1 protein-coding gene and 6 pseudogenes are annotated in these 4,367 nt (G+C 57.8%); 3 read left to right on the top strand and 4 right to left on the bottom strand.

Translation table 11 applies throughout. The features are described 5' to 3' along the window. The 3 pseudogenes from ACVBEG_RS27885 to grxD form a co-directional block, all read left to right on the top strand. Nucleotides 1-266 (top strand): annotated as a pseudogene (locus ACVBEG_RS27885) (molybdopterin oxidoreductase family protein); the annotation flags it as partial. Nucleotides 267-396: 130 nt separating this feature from the next. Then, nucleotides 397-742 (top strand): annotated as a pseudogene (locus ACVBEG_RS27880) (molybdopterin dinucleotide binding domain-containing protein); the annotation flags it as partial. Nucleotides 743-846: 104 nt separating this feature from the next. After that, nucleotides 847-1,189: pseudogene (gene grxD / locus ACVBEG_RS27875) on the top strand (Grx4 family monothiol glutaredoxin). Between the two features lie 100 nt (nucleotides 1,190-1,289). Here the strand turns inward: grxD and bfr are convergent. The 4 genes and pseudogenes from bfr to pyrC all read right to left on the bottom strand — a co-directional run bounded on the left by bfr (nucleotide 1,290) and on the right by pyrC (nucleotide 4,263). Continuing rightward, nucleotides 1,290-1,805: pseudogene (gene bfr, locus ACVBEG_RS27870) on the bottom strand (bacterioferritin). 129 nt (nucleotides 1,806-1,934) lie between these two features. Beyond that, the gene (locus tag ACVBEG_RS27865) at nucleotides 1,935-2,213 is read right to left on the bottom strand and encodes a hypothetical protein (RefSeq protein WP_447108654.1); all 279 of its coding nucleotides are present in this window, start codon (nucleotides 2,211-2,213) and stop codon (nucleotides 1,935-1,937) included. A 435-nt stretch (nucleotides 2,214-2,648) separates the two neighbouring features. Continuing rightward, nucleotides 2,649-3,222 (bottom strand): annotated as a pseudogene (gene rnt, locus ACVBEG_RS27860) (ribonuclease T); the annotation flags it as partial. Next, a pseudogene (pyrC, locus tag ACVBEG_RS27855) lies at nucleotides 3,219-4,263 on the bottom strand (dihydroorotase). The pseudogenes pyrC and rnt, both read right to left, overlap by 4 nt. Between the last annotated feature and the right edge of the window lie 104 nt (nucleotides 4,264-4,367).

Here is a 4,367-nt window from a genome sequence, read left to right as displayed (position 1 = left end):
CGGCCTATACGATTCAATCGTGCGATTCTCGAAAAGCCGCAAGGCACGCTTGTGCACGATTGGAATCTTGTGGCTGGCCCGGCAAGTTCCCGCAAAGGCCGGGCGCGAGCTGAAACCGACAATACCGCCAGCACGCATGATTGACCTGGGTTTGCGCGCCGGCTTGTACGGCGATGCGACTGAACACAAACTCTCGTTGGAGACGTTGCGCGATCATCCGCATGGACTGGATCTGGGGGCACTCAAACCCAACCTTCAGCCGCGCTCTCGACCGGCGAGATCGGCGACCGGCGACCTGCATGATGGCTCCGATCTATGACGGGTGCTCTTGCGATAGCAGGCGCCTCAACAAGCAGGAGCGCTGCTGCTGGAGTTGGCCATCTGGTGGTCTGCCCGCGGTCGAATAACTCATCAATAGTGAGGTTCACCGGCTGGTGGAAGGCAGCCCCGCGTCATCAGTTACTGATGCACCCAGATGATGTCCGCGGGCTGACTGACGGGCAATGGGTTCGGGTCAGTTCGCGGGTCGGGGTGGTCGAGGTGCAAGTCCTGGGCAGCGTGATCCAGGGGGGTGGTGAGCCTGCCTCATGGGTGGGGCCATGCGCGCCCTGGGGTGCACATGAGCGCTGCCAGCAAGCAGCCGGGCGTCAGCGCCAACGACCTGACTGATGAGCACCAACTGGACGCATTGTCAGGTAACGCCGTACTGAACGGGGTGCCGGTGTACGTGGCGGCGGCGTAAGTAACCCGTCGGCGGTTGGTAGACCCGCAGCGTAGTGCTCGGGATTCCGTTACAATGCGCCACCGTGCGACCGTGTCCAGTGGAAAGTTGAGCCGAGGTGCTCCATGGATATCATCGAAACTATTAAAGGACAGATGCCAGCAACACCCATTCTGCTTTACATGAAAGGCTCTCCGAATGCTCCGCAGTGCGGTTTTTCGGCGAAAGCTTCCCAGGCATTGATGGCGTGTGGCCGAGAGTTCACTACATCGATATCCTGCAGAACCCGGAAATTCGCGCCAACCTGCCTAAATATGCCAATTGGCCGACGTTCCCACAGCTGTGGGTCGGTGGTGAACTGGTTGCCGCGGCAGCGATATCGTCGCCGAGCTGTTTGCCAGTGGTGAGCTGCAAACGCAGGTCAAAGAAGCGACCGCCAAAGCCGCAGCGGATAAAGCCGACGCTTGATGGATGCTGATGTAAGTATGCCCAGAAGCTATGGGAGCAGGCTTGCCTGCGAATGATTTGACGCGGTGTGCCTGACTCACCGCGTTGGAACTGCCGGGCGTTAAAAAGCCCCGCCCTCGTCGGTGAGAGGGCTTTTCAGGTGGTCGGCAGTGGGTTGAGCCATCTGCGACTGCAAGTAGTTTTCGATCCCGTTATCAATAAAGCCTGACTCGGTGTCGGCAGGATCGATATGTGCTCTTCAATTCAGGAGAATGTCCTCGAGCAGCTCACGGCTACCGAAGTCGCCAACAACTTCAAAGTGCGCGATGGCCGCTTTGAGGTCAGTCAGCGCTATTTTTTCGATTTTGAGGTCGCACTCAAGCATTTCCTTGGTGTGCTCTCCGATCAGGATCTTGCGCGGATCTTCTGTACGTTAGGCAGGCCTTCCAGGAACAGAATGCGCTTGATCAGCTTGTCAGCGTGTCATTCATGCAAATCAGTTCGTGGTACTCGTGCGCGCCGAGTTTTGAGGGCCCCAATCTTCAACATGCGGGCATGCCAAAGTATTGATTGATTGCGACCAGCTCGTTTAGAGGATCTTGTTGAGATGCTGGATGACGGTGATGTCGCTTTTCATGTCGAGGTCCTGTTCTATGGCTTATGTAGATAGGCCTCGACTGTCAGCCGCACTAATAGGGGCTGTCAAACCTAAGGTATTGAATAATAAGTCGAATTAAATACTAATAAGAGTGTTTGAGTTCCGTATTTATCGGCTAAGCGTTTGAATTAAAGACATAAAAAAACCGGACACAAGGTCCGGTTCTTTGAAAAGGCGCCATTCCGGGCCAACTGAAAACTCTGCGGGGTAGGCCAGCATTACCTGGCTGCTTTGCAGCTCCGTCAGGGTTTCCGCGCCACGGCTTTGGCAACGGCGGCCTGAGTTCCTGGCGTTTGCCACCATCGCTGGCGACGCCTGGCTGGTTAACCAGGTCATCACAGTGGCGTTGCAGCCGATACCTTCGGGTCGCGTGCCGGATTTGCCCATCAGTAACACCTTGGCAGAGGCGGCGTACATAGTGAGAACCGTCGCTGGTTGATGACTCAGTGCTGGGGATACTAATCGTAATGAGAATGCTTGTCAAAGCAGCTTGTCTGAGGCCTGGATTAGAGCTGTCGACTCCAGGCAGGACGATGGGGAGGTCGCGGATCGCCGGTCTTGTGCAACGAGTTTGAGCGCGCCTTCCGTGTGCAGGACCAGCGCGCGCGTGGATCTGGGCGGCGTCCTATAAAACGCCTGATGGCGCGCGTCGAAAACGGCCACGTGGCCGGTTTTTTGGAGAGCAGGGAGAGGCGCAGGCTTGAGTGGTTGGAGGGTGCACGGCCAGCCGGGTTTGCTCGGCCCGGTATCGTTTGATGTGGCGAAGGTTTCCGGTTCTGCGGTTTTTGGTGTCGTAGCGGGCTGGTGTCTTCACGGCGATCGAAAGTCGATGTCCGCGGTCTGACAGGCCTTGGCGAGCACGGTTTGGCGTCGCCGAGACCCGCTAGGGTCGCGGTGTCGAAACTGGAGAACGGGTGGAAAGGGTTGCGCTTCATGTCCAGGCGCGCGACTGCAGCATTTACGAAGCCGAGGTCGAAGCTGGCGTTATGCCCCACCAGAATCGCACGTTTGCAGCCATTGGCTTTCAAGGCTTTGCGAACACCACGGAAGATGATGACGCAGTTTCTTCGCTGACAGCCATGCGCAGCGGGTGATGAAGTTGATCCCGGTGAACTCCAGCGCGGCAGCTTCGATATTGGCGCCTTCGAACGGTTGAACGCGGTGGAGAGTAAGTGTGCTCGCGAACTACGAAGAAGCCTTTTTCGTCCATGCCGATCGTGACTGCGGCGATTTCCAGCAGCGCATCGGTCGCCGAGTTGAATCCGCCGGTTTCTACGTCAAAGGAATAACGACCGGCAGATAGCCGCGGAAACGGGCAGCCATCGGGTGCCGAAGCCGCCCTACCACCTCCGCCGCCATGACCGTCCTGTTCGTCGTCGAAATGATCTTCGCTCACGCGTGTTCCTCTAGCAGGCGCCAGCGCAGTTTTTCACCAGCACGCCGAGCGAACATGCCGAACAGCGTGCAGAACGGCAGGCTGGTTGGTGCGGATGCAGTTCATCACCGACAGCGTTATGGTGTCGCGGTTCGGTGCCAGGCCATAGAACGCCGGGCCGTGAACGCTGGCAAAACCTTCCAGTTTGCAGCGGTGCGTTCTTCGAAGAGAGAACGCTTCGAGCGTACAGCTCGATGGCAGCGTTGAAGCAGTGCAGCGACGGACAGCCAGCCGCGCCGCTCTTTGGCTTGCTGGGCGTGAGGCGCTGAATCGGTTGAGGAAGAGTTCGCGCTGCCGCTGGTGGCGCTGGGCCAATGTTTCCTGGTGGAGTGTTGCGTTTGAGAATCGGCAGGCAATAGAAGTGCGGGCGAATGCCGCCGACCAACATGTGGTTGCGGTTATAAAGCAGGTGATGGGCGGTGATCGTAGCCCCGACGTTCGCCAAACATCGTCAGCGAACTGCGCGGCTCGCGGTGATGTGTTCGAAAACCACCTTCAGCGTTGGGAAGCGTTTAACCACTTGACGTAAATGCTCATCGATGAAGATTTTTTCACGGTCGAAAACATTAATTCACTACCGGTAACTTGCCCGTGGACCAGAAGCGGCAGGCCGACTTCAGCCATGGTTTCGAGCGCTGGGAAAATTTTGTCGATGCTGGTGACGCCGGAATCGGAGTTGGTGGTTGCCCGGCCGGGTACAGCTTGGCGGCATGGACAAACCCGCTGGCCTTGGCCGCGCGTATATCCTGCGGCTGGGTCAGGTCGGTCAGGTACAGGTACCATCAGCGGTTCGAAGTGGCTGCCTGCCGGGCGCGCAGCAAGAATGCGCTGGCGATAGGCGTCAGCTTCCTGTGCATTACGCACGGGAGGCACCAGGTTCGGCATGATGATTGCGCGTCCAAAAGTACGCGCTACGTCAGCGACGGTGTGAGGCAAAACAGCTCCATCACGGAGGTGAATGTGCCAGTCGTCGGGACGCAGAAGGGTCAGGCGGTCAGACATTGGGGATTCCAGGCGGGTAAACACGCTGGGAATGCTACCGGAAAAGACTCTTCCGCAGCACTGCCATAGATTTTCCGGGAAGTTACCGATAGCCAGACGTATGC

The organism is Pseudomonas sp. GG8 (assembly GCF_052976945.1).
Note: the sequence above shows the minus strand (reverse complement) of the source record. Positions and strands in the feature narration are given on the sequence as shown.

Bases quoted from the DNA above. Each gene is read 5' to 3' on its own strand.
- ACVBEG_RS27865 (WP_447108654.1), bottom strand. From the start codon at position 2,213: ATGGGCAAATCCGGCACGCGACCCGAAGGTATCGGCTGCAACGCCACT.